General features: G+C 53.5%; 14 protein-coding genes. 8 read left to right on the top strand and 6 right to left on the bottom strand.

Annotated features, from left to right (window positions below):
- Nucleotides 1-113 precede the first annotated feature (113 nt).
- The 4 genes from NST84_RS04245 to NST84_RS04230 all read left to right on the top strand — a co-directional run bounded on the left by NST84_RS04245 (nucleotide 114) and on the right by NST84_RS04230 (nucleotide 4,941).
- Nucleotides 114-812 carry a hypothetical protein gene (locus NST84_RS04245; protein ID WP_342564396.1) on the top strand — a complete coding sequence of 233 codons (699 nt, stop codon included), beginning with the start codon at nucleotides 114-116 and terminating at the stop codon, nucleotides 810-812.
- Between the two features lie 148 nt (nucleotides 813-960).
- Nucleotides 961-2,628 carry a spore germination protein gene (locus tag NST84_RS04240; protein WP_342566342.1) on the top strand — a complete coding sequence of 556 codons (1,668 nt, stop codon included), beginning with the start codon at nucleotides 961-963 and terminating at the stop codon, nucleotides 2,626-2,628.
- 26 nt (nucleotides 2,629-2,654) lie between these two features.
- Complete coding sequence (locus NST84_RS04235; protein WP_342564395.1) at nucleotides 2,655-3,758, top strand: GerAB/ArcD/ProY family transporter; 1,104 nt, start codon at nucleotides 2,655-2,657, stop codon at nucleotides 3,756-3,758.
- Nucleotides 3,751-4,941: a Ger(x)C family spore germination protein gene (locus NST84_RS04230; protein WP_342564394.1), complete on the top strand. Its 1,191-nt coding sequence runs from the start codon at nucleotides 3,751-3,753 to the stop codon at nucleotides 4,939-4,941. The genes NST84_RS04235 and NST84_RS04230 overlap by 8 nt, the downstream gene beginning before the upstream one ends.
- Before the next feature lie 106 nt (nucleotides 4,942-5,047).
- On the opposite strand, the gene NST84_RS04225 is transcribed toward NST84_RS04230, so the two are convergent.
- A complete protein-coding gene (locus tag NST84_RS04225) occupies nucleotides 5,048-7,078 on the bottom strand; it encodes a beta-galactosidase (protein WP_342564393.1) in 2,031 nt (676 codons plus the stop codon).
- 120 nt (nucleotides 7,079-7,198) lie between these two features.
- On the opposite strand from NST84_RS04225, the gene NST84_RS04220 reads away from it, so the two are divergent.
- Nucleotides 7,199-8,035: an AraC family transcriptional regulator gene (locus NST84_RS04220; protein ID WP_342564392.1), complete on the top strand. Its 837-nt coding sequence runs from the start codon at nucleotides 7,199-7,201 to the stop codon at nucleotides 8,033-8,035.
- A gap of 888 nt (nucleotides 8,036-8,923) precedes the next feature.
- Here NST84_RS04220 and NST84_RS04215 read toward each other — a convergent pair.
- Entirely contained in the window at nucleotides 8,924-9,841 is a 918-nt protein-coding gene (locus NST84_RS04215; RefSeq protein ID WP_342564391.1) for a LysR family transcriptional regulator, read from the bottom strand.
- Nucleotides 9,842-10,054: 213 nt separating this feature from the next.
- Between NST84_RS04215 and NST84_RS04210 the strand changes: the two genes are divergently transcribed.
- On the top strand, nucleotides 10,055-10,276 hold the full coding sequence (locus NST84_RS04210; RefSeq protein WP_342564390.1) for a hypothetical protein: 222 nt from the start codon (nucleotides 10,055-10,057) through the stop codon (nucleotides 10,274-10,276).
- 83 nt (nucleotides 10,277-10,359) lie between these two features.
- Here NST84_RS04210 and NST84_RS04205 read toward each other — a convergent pair whose 3' ends face one another.
- The 4 genes from NST84_RS04205 to NST84_RS04190 form a co-directional block, all read right to left on the bottom strand.
- Nucleotides 10,360-12,447 (bottom strand): beta-galactosidase, encoded by a 2,088-nt coding sequence (locus NST84_RS04205; RefSeq protein ID WP_342564389.1) that lies wholly within the window; start codon nucleotides 12,445-12,447, stop codon nucleotides 10,360-10,362.
- A gap of 158 nt (nucleotides 12,448-12,605) precedes the next feature.
- Nucleotides 12,606-13,913 (bottom strand): extracellular solute-binding protein, encoded by a 1,308-nt coding sequence (locus NST84_RS04200; protein ID WP_342564388.1) that lies wholly within the window; start codon nucleotides 13,911-13,913, stop codon nucleotides 12,606-12,608.
- A 66-nt stretch (nucleotides 13,914-13,979) separates the two neighbouring features.
- A complete protein-coding gene (locus tag NST84_RS04195; RefSeq protein WP_342564387.1) occupies nucleotides 13,980-14,813 on the bottom strand; it encodes a carbohydrate ABC transporter permease in 834 nt (277 codons plus the stop codon).
- Nucleotides 14,813-15,694 (bottom strand): sugar ABC transporter permease, encoded by an 882-nt coding sequence (locus NST84_RS04190; protein WP_342564386.1) that lies wholly within the window; start codon nucleotides 15,692-15,694, stop codon nucleotides 14,813-14,815. Before NST84_RS04190 ends, NST84_RS04195 begins: the two co-directional genes overlap by 1 nt.
- A gap of 134 nt (nucleotides 15,695-15,828) precedes the next feature.
- On the opposite strand from NST84_RS04190, the gene NST84_RS04185 reads away from it, so the two are divergent.
- Both NST84_RS04185 and NST84_RS04180 read left to right on the top strand, forming a co-directional pair.
- The gene (locus NST84_RS04185) at nucleotides 15,829-17,652 is read left to right on the top strand and encodes a sensor histidine kinase (RefSeq protein ID WP_342564385.1); all 1,824 of its coding nucleotides are present in this window, start codon (nucleotides 15,829-15,831) and stop codon (nucleotides 17,650-17,652) included.
- The gene (locus NST84_RS04180; RefSeq protein WP_342564384.1) at nucleotides 17,649-19,289 is read left to right on the top strand and encodes a helix-turn-helix domain-containing protein; all 1,641 of its coding nucleotides are present in this window, start codon (nucleotides 17,649-17,651) and stop codon (nucleotides 19,287-19,289) included. The genes NST84_RS04185 and NST84_RS04180 overlap by 4 nt, the downstream gene beginning before the upstream one ends.
- Nucleotides 19,290-19,307 lie beyond the last annotated feature (18 nt).

The following is a 19,307-nucleotide window of genomic DNA, read 5'->3' as shown; positions in this document are numbered from 1 at the left end:
TCCCTGCTTCCCCCCGGAGATTACTGTATCCCGACTTTAAGCCAGCTTTCAGGAACATCTGCTATAGTAACTTCGAAATTCAGTTGAGCCTTCCATTTAAAGGAGAATCTAATATGAAAAAGCATGTGCCTTATATGCTGGCCAGCGGCCTGATCGCAGCCGTTCTGCTGGCAGGCTGCAGCTCCGGCAACAATAGCGCAGTCTCATCGGCCGCGAATACTCAAAATGCCGGGACCGGTGCAGACAGTGCCGCCGCTCAGCCCGCAGCCGGTGAGCAGGGACCGGGCGGCATGAACAGAGCCGGCATGAATATCGGCAAAATCAAGAGCATCAGCGGCAGCACCATCACCCTCTACACCGCACAAATGCCGGAAGGACGGCCGCAAAATAACGGTGAAGGCGGACAAGGCGGAAAACCGGCTGACGGCCAGCAAGGCACTCCCCCGGAAGGCAGCACAGAAAGCAGTGAAGCTGGCCAGCAGGGCGGCGGACGTCAGGGCGGCATGGGCGGTATGGGCGGCATGATGCAAAATTTCTCGGAGGAAACGACGGATATTACCGTCACCGCGGATACTGAGTATGTCTCTGTTACCTTTGGGAACGGGGAGCAGACGGAAATTGCGCTGAGCCTTGCAGATCTCGAAGCCGATGATATCATTCAATATACCCTGCAGACTGATACGGCCACTGCAGAAAAAATCACCGTTGGTACCGGCGGCTTCGGCGGAGGCGGCCGGGGCGGTGCTCCCGGAGCCGGGAACGGTCAGAGCGCAGCCGGCGGTTCAGCTGCAGCCGGCTCCGGCAGCAATTAAGCACAGTAAGAGGATGGAACCCGGAAGGGGAGCCATCCTCTTTTTTTTTACGTTAAAACTATTTTTAGGCAGAAATGACTAAATTGAAGCAGTCTTTGGAAAACTTCATATACACAGCTGTCTACTCCAGAAAAGTCGGGTGATCTCATTGCTTGCTACCATCATATCCTATATCCCGGACTGGACAATCTTTGGCCAGGCAGGCATTGCCCTGCTGTTTCCGCTCCTGGGTCATCTTTTTTATAAAGGACTGTACTCGCTGACAGGCAGCGGGAGAGCCGTGGAATCTCCGGGTACCAAAAAAGGCAAACCGCCCAAAGGGCCGTCTGCCGCTAAGGCTGGCGGTGATTCCACTCCGGCTCACAAAGGCTTCAGCGGCGACTATGCCTCCGATCTCAAATATATCAAGGATACCATAGGCAAAAACTCCGATCTTCATTTCAAAGAATTTACCATGGGCCGGCTGCAGAAGCAGGCCATGTTTATCTTCGTGGACGGTATGCAGGACGACAGGCAGCTAAACCTGAAGATTCTGCAGTATCTGATGTCCGAAGCGACCGCCGAGTCCCTGTCGGGCCAAGGGATGTCCGGGTCGGGGCTGCCCTTCAGCCAGCTCACTGAGGCCAGCGATCTGACCACGTTCAACCAGTCCGTCCTGTTTGGACATGCCGGGCTGCTGGTTGAAGGCCTGCCGCAGGGCCTGCTGATCGAGCCGCCAGGCAGCACCGACCGTACACTTGGCGAGCCTGTCTCGGAAGCGCTGCTGCGCGGGCCAAGGCTCGGCTTCTCGGAGGTTCTCAGTGTGAATACCTCCATCCTGCGCCGCCAGGGCCTCAATGATCAGCTGGAGATGATCTCATACCGGGCAGGCACCCGGATTCAGAAGGATATTGTCCTAGCCTACATGAAGGACATTGTGAATCCTGAGCTGCTCAAGGAAGTGGAGACCCGGATCAGTAAGCTGGATATCGATTTTCTGGCGGAATCGGGATATATCGAGCAACTGATTGAAGATAATTACCTGAGCCCGTTTCAGCAGGTGCAGAATACGGAACGTCCTGACCGGGTAATCAATGCCCTGCTGGAGGGCAGGATTGCTATTCTGTTGGACGGAACGCCTTTCGCGCTGATTGTTCCGGTAACCTTCAGCATGCTGCTTCAGTCACCCGAGGATTATTATGAGCGCTGGCTGCCCAGTTCCCTGATCCGGATGCTGCGCTTCGCAGCCTCGTTTATGGCACTCATGGCTCCGGCCCTGTATATTTCATTCATTTCCTTTCATCCCGGGCTGATTCCGACCGAGCTCGCCTTGTCGATAATAGAGACCCGGCAGGGTGTTCCCTTTCCGTCCGTCATCGAGGTGCTGATTCTGGAAATTTCCATCGAGATTCTGCGCGAGGCCGGCATCCGGCTGCCCAAGCCGGTCGGACCGGCGATGGGCATCGTCGGCGGTCTGATTATCGGCGACGCCGCCGTCAATGCAGGAATCGTCAGCCCTTTTCTGGTTATTGTCGTCGCGGTCACTGCCATCTCCTCGTTCTCCATCCCGATGTACAGCACAGGGCTTACACTGCGGCTGCTCCGCTTTGTCGGCATGGGCTTCGCAGCCATTCTGGGGATGTTCGGCACGATTCTGTTCTTCCTGCTGCTCTGCAGCCATCTCACCAGGCTGAAAAGCTTTGGAGTGCCCTACCTTACACCAGTATCCCCTTTCCGGCTCAGTGACTGGAAGGATCTGTTCTTCCGTTCACCGCTCAGCCTCATGAAGCGCAGGCCGGCTATGATGAAAACACAGGACAGCAGGCGCAAGTCCTGACCTTAGCCTTGAAAGGAGGCCGCATGATGTTTACTCGTACAGACGACAAAATCACCACTACACAAGCAGCAGTCTTCCTTAACAACACCGTGCTTGGCGCCGGGATTCTGACCCTGCCGCGGGGCGTAAGCCAAGCTGTAAAGACCCCGGACTCCTGGCTGTCTGTCATGCTGGGCGGGATCATCGTGATGGCTGTGGTTACCCTGATGGTAAAGATCAGCCAGCAGTTTCCCGGCAAAACCATTTTCCAGTATGCAGGCAAAATCATCGGCCGGGTGCCCGGTGCGGCGCTTTGTCTGCTGCTGATTCTTTATTTTCTGCTCGTGGCCGGCTTTGAAATCCGTTCACTGGCGGAAGTTACGCTATTCTTCCTTCTGGAGGGTACGCCCATATGGGCGATAGTTCTGCCTTTTATCTGGGCGGGAACCTATCTTGTCTACGGCGGCATCAATTCCATCGCCAGAGTGTTTCAGATCGTCTTCCCGATCAGCATCATGATCCTGCTGATCTGTTACGCGCTCAGCTTCCGGCTGTTCGATATCGACAATCTGCGCCCTGTCCTCGGAAGCGGCATTTTGCCTGTCATTCACGGTCTGAAAGCAACCGTCCTCGTGTACAGCGGCTGTGAAGTTATCCTAACGCTTGTGGCATTTATGCAGAGGCCGGAGCAAGCAGTAAAAACAATGCTGATCGGCATCGGCATTCCGGTCGGACTGTATCTTTTGACGGTAGTCATGGTCATTGGCGGGCTCTCCATTGATTCCGTTATTACAAGCACCTGGCCAACGCTTGACCTGATCCGCAGCTTTGAAATTACCGGCTTTCTGTTCGAGCGCTTGGAATTTCCGCTGATGGTCATCTGGCTGATGCAAATGTTCTGCAACTTCTGCAGCTTCTTTTTTCAGGCCTCGTTGGGCATTTCCCAGGTCTTAAGGATAAAGGTGCATCCGGTGATCTATATGCTGGTTCCGGTCATTTTCATCTCGGCGATGATTCCTAAAACCGTTAATGATGTGTTCAGTCTGGGGGATTTCATTGGCAGGATGGGGCTCGTACTGTTTCTGCTGCTGCCCGTGCTGCTCTCCATCATCTGGCTTATCCGCACGAAAGGACTGAAGCAGCATGTATAGACGGTTACTGCCGATTATCCTCTGTCTTTCCCTACTTACTGCCACCCAGACCGGATGCTGGAGCAGCAAGGAAATCGAGGATGTCGCGCTTTATACCGGCCTGGCCCTTGATACGGGAGAACTGACCAAGGCTGAGCAGGAGCTGGAGGAAAAGGGCATTTCCTATTCCAAACGAAACAAGGTTACAGCAACGGTCCAGATTGTACCAGTCAAAACTATAGGAAATATAGACAAACAAGGGGGCCAGCAAGCCGCGCATTACCAGAACGTCTCAGGCACCGGGGATTCCGTGCTTGAGATTTTCCGTCAGTTCTCCATCCGGAACGAGCGCCCGATCGTCGGCCATCATCTAAAAGTCATCGTTTTCTCAGCTGAACTGCTGAAGCAGCAGTCGATAGAGCAGCTGACGGATTTTGTGCTCCGTGATAATGATATCCGCCCCAGCACCATGGTGTTTGTCAGTCAGGGCCGGGCAGATGAGACGATGGTCTCCAAACGCAATGATGTAATCCCCTCCTTTCACATCCAGCAGATGCACGTCAATCAGGGCAGAACAAGTAAAGTGATGAGTCCGGTCATTTTGTCCAAGCTGGATGCGCTCATACACGCCAAGCGGAGCTTTGCGCTGCAGAATCTGGTTACTGCAGAAGGCGAGACCGAGTTTGCCGGAGCAGCGGTTGTCAAGGGAGACTCGGGACGGTGGGTCGGCAACCTGAGCCAGGAAGATGCCGAGTGCCTCACCTGGCTGACAGGCAAGGCTGGGACCGGCGCCATCAAGGCCTATGACTGGGACAATGAGCCGATGACCTACGAGATGAAAGCGTTGAAAAGCAAAATCAAGGCCCGTACTGAGGGGGATGAGATTCTGTTTGATGTGTCGATTGAGACAGAGGGCCGGCTGATTGAAACATGGAACACTTCAATCCTCCTGTCTGCAGATGATAATTCGAAAAGGGCAAGTAAGATTTTCCAAGACAAGCTGAAGCAGATGATGGAGCATATGATCGGCAAGCTGCAGCAGGATTACAAAGCGGATGTGGCCGAATTTTCAAAAGCGCTCAGCATCCAGCAGCCCCGGGCATGGAATAAGGTCAAGGATCATTGGGACGAAACGTTCAGCCGCTCCCGGATCAGCTTCAAATACGACCTGAAAATTACAGATTTCGGTTCTTTTACTGAGTAGTATGTGTTCAAGATTCGATACCAGTTTATATAGAAGAAAACCGGCAAGCCTCCTGATACGGAAGCCTGCCGGTTTTTTGTGTCATATTCAAATTCCGGAATCGCCCTTATTTCTTGTCTGACAAAATCAGCACACCGCGGCCCGGAACAATCGCTGTACCGCTATAAATACTGCCGGTAAGCAGATCCGTGCGCTCTACTTCGCCGATATCTGCAGTGCTCTCCTGTTCATTGTGGTTGAGCAGGAACAGATAGGAGACACCGTCCTTCACACGCTGTACCGATTCCACGCCTGCCGGCGCTTTAACCAGCGCCTTGATGCCATTTTCGTCACACAGGTTTGTGATGAAGCCATGCAGGAAGCCTGCTTCCGGGCTGGAAGCCACATAATAGGCTTTACCTTTCCCGAAGCTGTTGGCGGTCAATACCGGCATACCCTTGTAGAAGTCAGAGCCATAGCTTGCCAATACTTCTGCGCCCTCAGCGTGAATCAGATCGCAGAGCAGGTTGCATGTGTATGAGCCGCTCAGCGCACCCCAGTCACTGTTCATTACGATTTCGTTGCTCATCTCCGGCAGCAGCGCGTCGATTTCTTCGGCCCAGATGCCGAGTACTTTACGCAGCTCCCCCGGGTAGCCGCCTAACGTAACCAGGTCATTTTCATTAACGATTCCGCTGAAGAAGGTGGTTACAAACGTACCGCCTGCCTTGACATAAGCTTCAACCTTGGCGGCAAAGCCCGGCTTGATCATGTATATTACCGGTGCGATTACCACCTTATACTTGAACAGGTCTTCTTCCACACCGATGATGTCAGCCTCAATATTCTGCTGATAGCATGCATCATAATATTTGTGTACTTCTTTTACATAATCAAGCGCTACTGTCGGCCCGCTCGACAGGTCAAGAGCCCAGCGGTTCTCCCAGTCATAGATGATCCCGATCTGCGCCGCACTGCGAGCATCCAGCAGCTCATCGCCAAGCAGCTCCAGCTCCCGGCCCAGCTCTGCGCATTCGCGGAAGACGCGGGTATGCTCGTGGCCGACATGCTCAATAACCGCGCCGTGGTACTTCTCGCAGGCACCGATCGAACGGCGCAGCTGGAAGAACAGCACAGTGTCCGCTCCGCGCGCTACCGCCTGGTAACTCCACAGGCGCATCACACCCGGGCGTTTCACTGAGTTGTATGGCATCCAGTTCTGCTGGGCCGGCGTTTGCTCCATCAGCATGAACGGCTGGCCGTGCTTCAGGCCGCGCATCAGATCATGCGTCATCGCCGTAAAGCTGACCGGAGTATCCAGCGCCGGATAGTTATCCCAGGAGATCACATCCATATGCTTGGCCCACTCAAAATAATCCAGCTCAGGATAGAAGCCCATCAGGTTGGTGGTCACCGGAATATTAGTGCTGTGCTCCCGGATTGCTTCCTTCTCCAGCTTGTAGCATTCCAGCAGGCTGTGGGACATGAACCTCCGGTAATCCAGTGAAATCCCCTGGAAGTTGGTGCGGTTGCCGTTCCATTCCTCACTAAGCTCATTCGGCACTACGATTTCTTCCCAGTCATAGAAGACATGCCCCCAGAACTTCGTGTTCCAGGCTTTGTTCAACACTTCAAGGGAGCCGTAACGGTCCTTAAGCCAGACCCGGAAAGCCGCTGCAGACTCCTCGGAATAATCATAGCCGCCGTATTCGTTGGAGATATGCCAGATCAGAAGCGCCGGATGGTCCTTATAGCGCTCGGCCAGCTTGCCGGCCAGCTTGGCTGAAAACTTACGGTATACCTGACTGTTCGGATTGGAGTTATGCCGGCCGCCGAATTTGCGCTTTCGGCCCTGGACATCGACCCGGGTCACCTCAGGATAGCGGTGTGCCATCCATGCCGGATGTGCTCCAGTACCGGTAGCCAGACAGACATAGGTTCCATTTTTGTATAACCGGTCCATCAGCTGATCCAGCTCCGAGAAATCATAGGTATCTTCAGAAGGCTGAATCATCGCCCAGGAAAAGACGTTAATTGTCGCTACATCAATTCCCGCCAGCTTGAACATCCGCTCATCCTCTGCCCATACCGGGGCATCCCACTGCTCAGGATTATAGTCACCGCCGTACCATATTTTCGGTAATTTATTATTGATCACTTCACGCACTTCCTTTATAGTATAAATATATACTTAGTTTAACCTTTAAACTTACTGCTATAAATATAAAATTTACGCCATAACATATAACAATATGGCATTACATCGAGGTGACTTCTATTGTTAGCTTCACCCCCGCGCAGAATTGTATTCGCCCGTGAAGGCGGCGAGCATCTGCCGATTACACTGGACAGTATGGGCTATAATCCTGACCAGGAGAAAGTGTCGCGCCCGGACGGCTATTATGTCTACCACTGGCTGCAGACAGCCTCCGGGGAAGGGATCATCCACTTTGAGGACAAAAAGCTGACGCTGCCCGAAGGCAGCGGCGTGCTGCTGCTGCCCGGCACTCCGCACAGATATGAAGCTCTCTCGTCAGAGAACTGGTGCACCTACTATCTCACCTTCGGCGGCAGCTCTTCGCGGCATATTCTGGAATCTGCGGGCATGCACTCGAACTCCTTTTACCGCTGGGAGAGTGAATCACCGCTGACCGGCATGCTGCAGGACATACTCGACCGGCATGATGCAGCTGCTGACATGTTCAGCCTGGGCGTATCCACGGATGCCTACCGGTTTCTGCTGACGCTTAACAAATACGGGCATCTGCACAATAACACCTCCATCTCGCGTAATGTCGACAAGCTGCAGCCGCTTCTGAAGTGGATGGACAGCCACTATGGTGATCCTTCCATCGGCCTGTACGACCTCGCTTCACAGCTGGATGTGTCCGGCCGGTATCTTAACAGCCTGTTTCTGCAGACCTTCGGACTCTCCCCTTACGCTTATTTCGTACGTCTGCGGATCCGCAAGAGCAAGGAATTGCTGGTAAGCAAGCCGGCTATGACCGTCAAAAGCATCTCCCAGCTGGTCGGCTTCCGCGATGTCAGCCACTTCGTGGCCACCTTCCGCAAGCAGTCCGGCACAACGCCGGATCAGTTCCGGCGGCTGCACTGAAGAGTACAGGGATCAGATCCAGCGATAGCACTGACCGGAGCAATGTAGATTGATCCTTGTGGCAAGCTGTGTTTTCTGCGGAAAAGAGCAGATGGCCCTCTAACATCTGGAATGGCGTTAGGCAGACTGTTGTTGTGGAGATTCAGAGGCATAATTGCCTCTGATTTCAGCGGTTCCAGGCTTTGGAGCGGATTCAGAGGCATAATTGCCTCTGATTTCGGCGGTTCCGGGCTTTGGAGCGGATTCAGAGGCATAAATGCCTCTGATTTCGGCGGTTCCAGGCTTTGGAGCGGATTCAGAGGCATAATTGCCTCTGATTTCGGCGGATCGTACACCTGCTAATGCTGACATATCCCCTAATTTCAAAGCTACTATTAAGAGTGCTTTGTCCAACTCGTTTCCTCATCTGAAGCCTTTGCAGAGAATTCAAGAGGCGAAAATCCACTTGGTTTAAGGGAGCACATGTGAACAATGGCTTTGCGTGGAGATATTCAGCTTAAGCGTTATACATTCGATTTGCACTGATTGTGAGCTGGAGCATTCGGATTAGCTTGAGCCTTTGAGCATTGACAAGAACATTGAGCTTATGACTATCACTTGAGCGCTGGTATGAGCATTAAGCAGTTCCCCTCTTAAGTCCAGCTTGAGCATTGGGCTTGAGCATTGGGCTTGAGCATTGGGCTTGAGCATTGGGCTTGAGCATTGGGCTTGAGCATTGGACGTTTGCGTTAAGTATGAGCATTGTAACGGGCACTGCAAACACAATAAAACAGGGCACCGCCTTCCCGGATATTCCCCGGGGGCTGGTGCCCTGTTCCTTTATCTCAGGCTTTCACGGCTGGCGTAAAGCAGCAGCCTACTTTATTTATCAGTATCTGACTGCCCGCCTCAGGCATCTACCGGCCTGCCACCGGCAGAAGGAAGCCCTTCGCTGAAGACTACTTCCGGCAGATGCACCTTGAGCACTTCAATGAACTCGCGGAAGGCGCTTGTCATATACAGGTCACGCCGCCGGATAAATACCGTCGGCACCTCGGCGTAGCGGTCCGGGAACGGGTAGCAGGAGATTCCCTGCGTAATATTCAGCTGCCTGAAATACGAAATTGGCAGCACCGCGAAGCCAATCCCCGCCCTGACGCAGGCCATCAGACCTTCCATCGTCCCGAACTCCATCACCTTGACGAGCCGCATCCCTTCTTCTTTAAGCCAGGCGTCAAGCCTCATCCGGTACAGACACTCTGCATTCAGCATGAGCAGGGTCTGGCCGTGAATGGATTGCAGGCCCTCGTAGCCCATACTATCCGGAATAATCAGCCCCAGCTGCTCATTAATAACCAGTTCCTGTACAATCTCCGGATGCTCGACCGGTCCGTCCAGGAAGGCGCCCTGGACAGTATGCTGCAGAACAGCGTCGATCAGTTCAGAGGGCCTGCAGATCTGCAGCTGGACCTCAACGTCCGGATAACAGCTCCGGTAGGCGGAGAGTATGACAGGCAGCCGGACAGCAGCGGTTGTATCGGACCCGACCATAATGGAGCCTTTGGGAACCGGTGAATCCAGAACCGCCTGCTGCGCTTCGTCCATCAGCTTGAAGATACGGACTGTATATTCAAGCAGGGTCTGCCCGGCTGAGGTTAGTGTGATGCCACGGCTATGCCGGTAGAATAACGGCGTTTTCAGCTCCTGCTCCAGCTGCTGAATCCGCGCAGTCACATTCGATTGCACATAGTTAAGGCTTTGCGCCGCTTTGGAAATACTCCCTTCCTCAGCCACTGCCTGAAATACCTTAAGAAGTCCTATATCCATATTCCGTTACTCCCCTCCGCAAGCAGCCATCACTTGCAGTGATGCCCTCCATCATTTCCCTTCATTATACAAGATAAGCTGCAAGGAATATGATGGAATTATAAAAGATGACGGCGCTGTCACACCCCAGCTATTCCGCAAAATCAATATCAGGCAGTTTAGGAAGTCATATGAGTGAAGGCTACCCTGCAAAACTTTTAAGGAGTGAATCAGATGGATACCAAACGCTGGAGCTTTAAAGTACCGGGAGGGCAGGATGGCAGCGAAAAGACGATTGATATCAGCCGGATCACCAGTGTGCATGAGTTGCTCGCTATTGTGCGCGGCGTGGATGAAGCTCAGGAGCCCGGTTCTGAAAGAAAACCGCTAACTGCCCCTGTTCCCTTTTCACGGCGCCTCAGCAGCAAAGGCAGAAGACGGCATCCTTCAGCTTAAGCAATGAGCACCCCTTCAGCCTGCAAAAAAGTATGATTTGCCCCAAATAAGAGCTGCTCAGTCCGTTAGCTTCTGGCTGGCCGCTAGCCCTCCATCTCCAGAATCTCCACCCCGTAAGGCGCGAGCAGCAGCAGGCCGGAGCGCGCCTCTCCGCTAAACGCACTGCGGTAATCCTGGGCCAGCGGCACGGCCTGCTCCGTCCGGCTGAGGTTCAGCAGGAACAGGAAGCTGCCGTTCTCCCCTGTGCGTACAGAAGCCTGAACGCCGTCCGGAAGACCGGCGAAGCGCTTAATCCCGTGAGCAGCGGCCAGACTGCCAAGCAGTCCTGACCAGTAACGTTCCTCGGCATGGGTGCCGAAGTAATACACCTCGCCTTTGCCGAAACGGTTGACCGTGATTGCCGGAGTACCGGCATAGAAATCGTCGCTATACCAGGCGACAGGCTCTGCGGTCACCAGGGTCAGCAGATCACACCACTGGCTGCAGGCAAAAGTGTCACTTTCCTGATCCCTGATCATATGAAAATCACCGCCGACCGGATCATATTCATGTACCCAGACTCCGGCAGCGCGGCTCAGAAGACCTGGCAGCGGCTGCATGACGCACACATTGTCCAGATTCTTCACCCCGGTACGGTTCGTCAGGATCAGCGTGCCGCCGGCAATTGCGAAGTCCTCCAGCTGCCCGGCCAGTTCCTCGCCAAGCAGGTACAGGCTTGGCGCAATGACCAGCTTATAGCCGCCCAGCGGCTCGCCTGCGCGGATCACATCGCAGCCGATGCCCAGCTTGGTTAGGGCGCGGTGGATCAGCTTGATGTTCTCATAGTAATCGAACCCCTCAGCCTGCGGCTGGATATCCAGTGCTGCCTTCTGCTCGTGAGAATGCAGAATAGCCACTTCATGCTTGAGCACTGTTCCTTTCAGCTTACCGCTAAGCTGATTTACCTCACTGCACAGCTGTGCAAATTCGGTAAACCGGCGTCCCGGCACATTGCTGTGGTCAATCAGCCCATGCCAATACTGCTCCGCACCGGCAACTGCGCTTCTCCAGCGAAAATGGACAACCGTGTCCGCCCCTCTGGCAATGCTCTGCCAGGCGTAGGCACGGATAAATCCGGGATGCGGCGTACGCCACATCGGCATCCAGCACCCTGGAGGTCCGCTAAGCTGCTCCATAATCCAGAAGTTACTCCGCTTGATTCCGCGGGTCACATCCAGCGACAGCGCCCCGCTGTAAGGAGTCGTCGCCTGCTTATCCGGCGAGGTATTCGGATAGTAGTCAAAGGAAGCCACATCCAGATCAGCGCCGACAGCATACATATCCAGCCGCTGCGGATAGCTGTGGAAGTTATGCGTGACGAAATGTCCCGGACATTCGGCGCGCAGCACCTCAAGCTGGGTCTGTTGAAACTTCACTACCGCGTCCCACTGGAAGCGCTGGAAATCCAGCAGCAGCGAGGGATTCTGGAACTTTGATCCCCCATAAGGCACCGTCAGCTCCTTCCAGTCACTGTATTCTCCGCTCCACACCACCGTTCCCCACTCGGCATTTACCCGTTCCAGGCTGCCGTACTTGTCCTGAACCCAGCTGCGGAACGCCACATTGCAGGCATCACAGTGACAGTCGATCATCCCGAACTCATTGTCGGTCTGCCAGCCGATTACAGCCGGATGCCCGCTGTAATGGCGGGCCAGCTTCTCAACGATGTGCGTGCCGTACATGCGCAGTGACGTGCTGTTGTAGCAGCGGTGCCCGCGCACGCCCGGATGATAGATCTGCCCGTCAGCAAATACCGGCAGCACATCGGGATACCCCGTTGTCAGCCAGCGCGGCGGTGTTGCCGTAGGCGTTCCAATTACTACCTGCATACCATAGCTGTGCAGCAGATCAATTGCCCGGTCGAGCCAGGCGAAGTCAAACTCCCCTTCTGTCGGCTCCAGTCTGCTCCAGGCAAACTCAGCCACCCTGACCACCCGGACACCCGTTTCCTTCATTAACTGCATATCTTCTTCCCACAGGGATTCATCCCAATGCTCAGGATAATAGTCAACGCCGATCTGCACGTTGCTGTAATCACTCTTTTCCCCACTGTAATCAATCTTATCCTTGCTGTAATCACTGTCCCCCATACTGTAACCGCTCTCTTCTTTACTGTTACCGTTCATCCCCATTTGCTCCCTCTCCTTTCCTGCATGGTTCCATCTTACCAAAAAGGCGCCCCCGCCTCACATCACTGATGCGAAAGACGGGAACGCCCCCGGCAAGTCCACTAAATCCAACTTTAACGGTCCTTTATAGGACTCTATATCTCTGGCCCAAAATCAAATCCTTACTTCTTCAGCTTGTCCCAAGCACCCTGCATAGCTGTTTCCCAGCCTGCCTGATCAACCTTGCCTGCGATCAGCTGCTGGATTACGCTTGCGAACTCCTGAGTTACACCGTCAGGGAACTTGGAGGATTGCAGTCCGTAGACTTTGCCTTCCTGCACGTATTTGAATACGTCAGAACCAAGGTCGCCGATATCTTCAGGTGTTGCTTCGATAGTCGACAGGGCAGGGATGAACTTCCATTTTTTCGTGATATATTCTTTACCCAAGTCGGAAGTTACGAGCCAGTTCAGGAACGTCTTAGCTTCTTCTTTGGATGCGGAATCCTTGTTCACAACCAGGTTAGCCGGGATACCGACAGTCATCTTGTCATTCTTCTCGGCATCATCATTGATTGGCATAGGGAACATACCGATGTTCATGTCCGGAGTGATATTGTCCACCAGCGTCTGTGCCCAGTTACCTTCCTGCATCATAGCGATTTCGCCGTTAGCGAACATAGCCAGGTGAGTGTTAGCGTCGGTAGTCAGCGGGTTCTTTTGACCGTATTTAACAGTCAGGTTCAGCAGGTTGCTCCAGTCCTTGAACACCTGGTTGCCGACGATCGAAGCTGTTCCGCCGTTCAGACCGGCGATGAATTCATCTACATTATCCTGCTGTGCAAAAGCTACGCTAATCCCCTGGTTACCCAGCAGCCACCATTCCTGATAAGCGTTACCGAATGGAATAACGTCGATCGCCTGCAGCTTTTTAGCCGCTTCTTCCAGCTCAGTGATGGTTTTAGGCGTTTCAGTGATGCCTGCTTTTTCGAACAGGTCCTTGTTGTAGACATAACCGATACCTTCAAGGTTCATTGGCATACCGTAGGTTTTGCCGTCCTTGGTCATTGGCTCAGCTGCCAAAGGAATCAGATCCTTAACCCAAGGCTGGTCGGACAGGTCTTCGAGCTTGTCTCCCCAAAGTTCCATTTCCGCATAACCGCCGTTTGAGAAAATATCAGGCGCATCGCCGGAAGCGAATTTCGTCTTCAGGGCTGCAGCATAGTCAGCACCGCCGCCGACAGTCTGGATGTCCAGCTTGATGTTCGGATATTCTTTTTCAAATTCAACCTTCAGCTCGTTCAGGCCTTCTACGATTTCCGTTTTGAACTGGAAGATTTTAACCGTTTTCACTTCTCCGGAAGCGGAGTTGCCAGCGCTTCCATTTTGTGCGTTATTGGAAGCGGTATTGTTATTGCCGCCGCAGGCCGCGAGCACAACAGACATCAGCATTACGCTGGACATCATCACTGCAGTACGTTTCTTATTCATTCTATTTTCCCCCTTGATAAAATTAAATGCTTGATAAATCTATGGAACGAAGGATTCGGGAAGGGATTAACCCTTCACCGAACCCGCCGCGATTCCCTCAACAATGTAACGCTGCATGAACAGGTAGAACACAACAATTGGGGCTACGCCAAGCGTCAGCGCCGGAAGCGCCATATCCCATTGCTTCGTATACTGGCCGAAGAACGAGAACGTTGCCAGCGGAATGGTCCGCAGCTCAGGTGCCTGAAGAATCAGGGACGGAAGCAAATAGTCATTCCAGATGCCCAGTGCATTCAGTACGATGATGGTCATCAGCATCGGCTTGAGCAGCGGAAGCACGATCCGGAAGAACACTGTCAGCGGATTGCAGCCGTCTACAGTTGCCGCTTCTTCGATCTCCAGCGGTACGGATTTGATGAACCCGTGGAACAGGAAGATCGCCATCGGAATGCTGAGACCCAATTGGGCCATCACCAGGCCGGGAATAGAATTGTTAACCCCCAAGAAGTTAACCACCTGCAGGATTGGAATCATAATGGTCTGGAATGGCACGACCATTGCTGCTACGAACAGCAGAAGCAGAACCCGGTTGAACTTCGAATCTGCACGGACCATCCGGTAGGCCGCCATAGCAGCGAACAGGGCGATCAGGATTACACAGATCACTGTAATGATAATCGAGTTCCGGAAGGCTTCCGAGAAACGGGCCAGCTTCCAGGCCTGCGAGTAGTTGGACCAGACGAATTCGGACGGCCAGGCCGCCGCATTGCTAAGAATTTCCCCGAACGATTTCACCGAGTTAGCCAGCAGGAAATAGAACGGTGACAGGAACAGCAGCGCAAGGAGAATCATAATGACTTCCAGGCCGTAATTCCACTTGCCTTTGCCTTCGGTTTTCATTACGCTTCAACCTCCTTGCTCTTCGTAATCCGTACCTGAATGACCGTAATGATGGCAACGATCAGGAAGAACAGCAATGCTTTTGCCGTACCAAGTCCATATCGGTTGTTCAGGAAGGCTTCGTTATAGATGTTCATCGCTACAGACTCTGTAGATTTGAACGGTCCGCCCTTGGTCAGGGACAGGTTGAGGTCGAACATTTTAAAGGACCAGGATATGGCCAGGAACAGTCCGACTGTTACAGCAGGCATAATCAGCGGAACGATGATGTTGCGCAGGGTCTGGCTGCGGGAGGCACCGTCGATTTGAGCTGCTTCCAGTACCTCTTTGGATACATTGTTAAGCGATGCAATGTAGATAACCATCAGATAACCGGAGGACTGCCAGACGAACACGATGACGATAGCCCAGAAGCCGGTTGTCGCATCGCCGAGCCACGGAAGATTGAAGAAGGACCAGCCGGTAAGATCGCCCATAGTGGAGAAACCTTTGATGAAGATAAACTGCCATATAAATCCAAGCAACAGGCCGCCGATTACGTTAGGCATAAAAAAGATGGTCCGCAGCATGTTGCGTGTCTTTAGCGCTTTGGTCAGGAAGTAAGCCAGGAAAAAGCCCACTACGTTAGTCAGTACAACCCCCAGCAGCGTAAACCGCACGGTAAACCAGAAGGATGACCAGAAATCAGAATCATTTGTAAAAATCATTTTAAAATTGTCAAAGCCTACCCAGGCGACATTCCCGGATACACCGTTCCAGTCAGTGAAGGAATAATACATTCCCATCACAAACGGGATAATCATGACGATCGTAAAAAACAATAATGCCGGGCCAACGAAAAAAAGCTGTTGACCGAGTTGGGACAACTTATTGCCGCGCATATATTGGCCCCCCCTTTCTTTTACTCACTTACTTGTTTATGATCTATTCATATTATCCGTTTTTTTACGGGCCGCTTACACCTACGCAAGTGATCTTTCAGGTGTAAAATATTGATCGGATGTGACACAAATCGATGAAATGGAACAATATCCGCACCAAACTGATCGTTTTTCTACTCCTCCCGACCCTTGTCTGTATTATGGCGACTATGTATATCAGCTATTCTTATACAACCCAGTCGTTGCGGACACGGGCTGTCGACGAGAACAAAAACCTGCTCTATCAAGGCTACAAAAATATAGACAGTCTGATTCAGGAGATTAACCGGCTGTCGCTGAGCGTATATTCCGACTCTGATTTTTACCGCCTGCTTGAGGCCGGATATGACGATCTTTCCTCCGATATCGCTATTTATAATTCGCTTAGCTACATCTCCACTTCACTGCCCAATATCTCGCAGGTGTATCTGTACGGGGTCAAGGATGGCAAAGCTACATTGATTACCGACAACACCACGCCCAAGCGCTGGCTGGGGAGCACTCCCTATGAAGAATCCAATCTGACGGACACCTCACCGGTTAAGGTGCAGAGTACGCATATCAGTAATGTCTACGGGCTGACCCTGCCGCTGACCCAGTTCGTCCCCGAGCCGGTGTTCACGTTTCACCGCAGGATTGAACGCATCCCTTCCTCACAAGCCCTCGGCTATCTGTCCGTTGATGTCAAGCTGGCGGCGCTCACTGAAATTGTGGAACAGCTGTACGAGCAGGACCAGGAGAACATTTATCTGGTGGACAGTGACGGAACAGTCGTCTATGACCGGGATGAAGCCGCTCTCGGCAAGCCGCTAAATGCACGGTGGTACAGCAGGCAGATTGCCGCGAACACTGAGCCTCAGGGGTATTTTGAGGAGGGCGGATCTGTTTTTATTTATCAAAAAATACAAAGCACCGGCCTCAGCTGGACGCTGATTAAGCAGATTCCGGTCTCCTACCTGTTCCGTGAAGCCAAAGAAGCCGCAGGCATCAACATTATGCTGCTGTTCCTGCTGATGAGCATGATCATCGCCCTGACGGTGCTGATTTCGTTCCGGATCACGGCTCCGATCAAGCAGCTGACCCGTTATATGAACCAGGTGCGGACAGGTAATCTGGAGGTGGATATCCGCCCGGCCGGCAATGATGAGATCGGTGTGCTGACTGAGCATTTCCGCAGCATGATGGACACGATCAACAATCTGATTTTGCGGGAATACCGGCTGGAGCTATCCAATAAAACCAATGAGCTGAGGGCGCTGCAGTCGCAGATTAACCCGCATTTTCTGAACAATACGCTGCAGATTATCGGTACGCTGGCTCTTGAAATGAAGGTTCCGCAGATTTACTCCCTGCTCTCGGCACTGGCCAAGATGATGCGGTACAGCATGCATAACGATGAGAAAATTGTCACGGTCAAGGATGAGCTCGAGCATGTCAAGGCTTACATCGAGCTGCAGCGGGAGCGTTTTGAAAATAAGTTCACTTTCCGCTACGATATGGAAGAGGCGCTGCTTGGCGCATTTATGCCGAAGATGATTCTCCAGCCGATTGTGGAAAATTACTTCAAGCACGGCTTTAATCTGTCCCGGACAGACGGATTCATCGAGATTACGGCAGCCAGGCTGGACGATGGACGAATGGAAATGACGATCCTGAACAACGGGACCTCCATCCCCGCTGCCAAGCTGGAAAGGCTGCGCCAGGAGCTTACCCGGCCTGATCCGCTTGATGTTTCTGTGCTAAAAAACAGTGAAGAAAGACGGGACGCGCCCGGCGCAGGCATCGGTCTCGGCAACGTGCTGGCCCGTCTGCGGCTGGTATGCGGGGAAGATGCTGCACTTACTGTGGACAACCTGCCGGCAGGCGGCGTAATGGTCAGACTGGAAATTGACATACTAACGGAGAGTGAACGGATATGAAGGCGCTGATTGTGGATGATGAGGCAAGAGTCAGGAAGGCGGTCCGGCTGCTGGTCGACTGGGAAGGTCATCAGATTAGGGAGATTATGGAGGCCGGAAGCGGCAATGAGGCGATAGAGCTGATCCGTGAGCACAAGCCCGGGCTGGTCATTATGGATATGATGATGGAATCCGGCAGCGGCATTGAGCTGATGACCTGGGTTAATGAATTCGCCGGAAGCACCAAGTTTATTGTCGTCAGCGGACACAATGATTTCGACTTTGTACGCGAAACAGTCCGGCATGGGGGAATTGATTATATCCTCAAGCCGATTGAGCCCGAGGCGATTAATACAGCCGTTGCCAAGGCTGTTTCCGCTTGGCGCTCGGAGGCCGAAGAACGCACACAGCGGCAGCGGCAGAGCATCCGGCTGAACGAGATCAAGCCGATCTACGGCGAGCGGCTGCTGTCGGCGCTGATTGATGATCCGGTCACCGCGGAGACTACGCTGCGCCGGCTGGTTGCCGAAGGCGTTATCCCCGGCAGTGCCGGAGCCGCCCGTCTGCTGCTGGTGCAGACGGATGCCGGCAACAACCCGCTGCTGCGGCGTTTCGGCGGAGACAGCGAGCTGCTCTACTATGCCATCGTTAATATCTGCAATGAATTTCTGCAGCCGCAGGAAAAGGGAATTGCCTTCCGCTATTGGGGCGGTCCGCCGGAAATAGGCATCCTGCTGTGGGATATGCAGGAATCCGTTACCGAGCTGATCGGCAAAATCAACCAGGGCCTGTTCCATACCCTTCAGCTGCGGATGCACTTCGGCATCAGCTCAGCCGGCAGTTTGCCGGGCCGGCTGGCCGCACAGCGCACAGAGGCTGCTGAAGCCCTGCTGCGCCGCAATCTGCTGCGGCATGAGGATTACAGCCACTTCAGTGTAACTTCGGCAGAATACCGGCAGGATGCGGGCGCAGCCGGAGCGAGACCGATCTTTGCCGATGTCCAGGAGGACTGGAAGATGGCAGTCGTCAGCGGTAACCCGGACGCCCTGTCCGCCGCCGCACAGCACTGGACCGAGGAGCTCAGCCGCGGCGGCGTTATCACACCGGAGATGCTCGGCTCCTGGAAAGCGGATGCCCTGCTGTTCCGCTCCCGGCTCGTCCGCGAAGCGCTGGGCAGCCAGGCCGAGAGCGCGCTGGCCGAGCTGGAGCTGGCCGACCGCGATAATCCTGCTCCTTACGCCACCGGCTACTCCTTCTCATTGTTCGCCTGGCGGGACTGGTCCTATGCCCTGATGCAGAGCCTGTCCCGGGTGTTGTCGGCCAGACAGATCAAGGAGCGCAATCCGCTGACAGAGATCGTTAAATATATCGACCAGAACTACCAGTCCGACCTCTCGCTGCAGGAGGTTGCCGGCAAATTCTTTGTCAGCCGTGAGTATATCTCCCGCAAGTTCAAGCAGGAGTACGGCATTAATTTCTCCGACTACATTGTCAGCGTGCGGATTGAAAAGGCCAAGCTTCTGCTGCAGAACCCCAGCCTGAAGCTGTTGCAGATTTCGGAAATGGTCGGCTTCCATGATGTGAAATATTTCAGCAAGGTGTTCAAGAAGCAGACCGGAGTTACGCCGAAGGATTACCGGGCTCAGGTTGCTCTCTGAGGTCCGGCAGGCCGGAAT

Origin of the sequence: Paenibacillus sp. FSL R7-0345 (assembly GCF_038595055.1) — a bacterium.
In the GTDB taxonomy this organism is placed as follows: domain Bacteria; phylum Bacillota; class Bacilli; order Paenibacillales; family Paenibacillaceae; genus Paenibacillus_AQ.
Note: the sequence above shows the minus strand (reverse complement) of the source record. Positions and strands in the feature narration are given on the sequence as shown.